2 protein-coding genes are annotated in these 927 nt (G+C 69.1%); one reads left to right on the top strand and one right to left on the bottom strand.

Features of this window, described 5'->3' with window-relative positions:
• Nucleotides 1-191, top strand: a 191-nt coding sequence (locus tag AE652_RS42145; protein ID WP_049661465.1) for a helix-turn-helix transcriptional regulator, incomplete at its 5' end; no start/stop codon positions are given.
• A gap of 16 nt (nt 192-207) precedes the next feature.
• On the opposite strand, the gene AE652_RS42140 is transcribed toward AE652_RS42145, so the two are convergent.
• Nucleotides 208-855, bottom strand: coding sequence for a PQQ-binding-like beta-propeller repeat protein (locus tag AE652_RS42140; protein WP_234348739.1), 648 nt, complete (start codon nt 853-855; stop codon nt 208-210).
• Nucleotides 856-927: the final 72 nt, after the last annotated feature.

Genomic DNA, 927 nt, shown 5'->3' with positions numbered 1-927 from the left:
CCACCGGCACCCCCCAGTCCCCCCTCACCCCCCAGGAACTCCAGATCGCCCGCCTCGCCGCCCAGGGCCTCACCAACCGCGACATCGCCGCCCAGCTCTTCCTCAGCCCCCGCACCGTCGCCCACCACCTCTACAAGGCCTACCCCAAGCTCAACATCACCTCCCGCACCGAACTCCCCACCGCCCTCTGACGGCCCGGGCCGGCCGCTAACGGCGAAGGTCTACGGCCCGGACCAGTCCGCGAGGGGTCGTCACATAGAGAATGCCGTCCTCAACGAGCATGGCCCTGTCCAGGCCCTCCGGGCTGGCAAGGTCCATGGGCTTCCGCCGTGCTCGTGTCCGTACGTCCCATCCCATCAGCCGATTGGTCCGGAGCATGGCCCAAACCGTGTCGCCGACCACGAAGGGGACCGAGACGAAGGCGCCGTCGCCACGACCGGGTGCCAGCTCTTCGCCGGTGCGGGCGTTGAAGACGAACAGCCGGTGCGGGTCAGCGGCGCCCACATACAGTTGTCCGGCCACGACGGCAGGTCCGGCCAGAACGCGCTTGGCGGGCTTTCTGGCCAGCCACACTTCCCGTCCCGTCGCTCCGTCCCGGGCGTGCACGTGTCCATTGCCGGTGATCAGGTGGACGGTTCGACCGGACTCCAGCGGCGCCGCAATCAGTTCACCGCCGAAGTCTCCTTCCTCCCAGAGCAGTCGGCCATCAGTGAGGTCCAGGGCTGAGAGGACCTCGGCGGTCGAGGTCCTCCGCACGACATACACGGCGTGGTGCCCGATCAGCCAACGGACCGCGCCGTCGACCGGCGCCGGATGCGGCCATTGCTGCCTGCCGGTCTCCGCATTGACGGCCAGGACCCGCGCCTTTGCCCCGGAGGCTCCGGTCAGGGCGAGGGACTATCAGGATTCCGGTGTACGGCACCCGTT

The organism is Kitasatospora sp. MY 5-36, from assembly GCF_001182915.1.
GTDB lineage: Bacteria > Actinomycetota > Actinomycetes > Streptomycetales > Streptomycetaceae > Kitasatospora.
The sequence above is the reverse complement of the archived record's forward strand: the minus strand, read 5'-3'. Positions and strand labels throughout refer to the sequence as shown.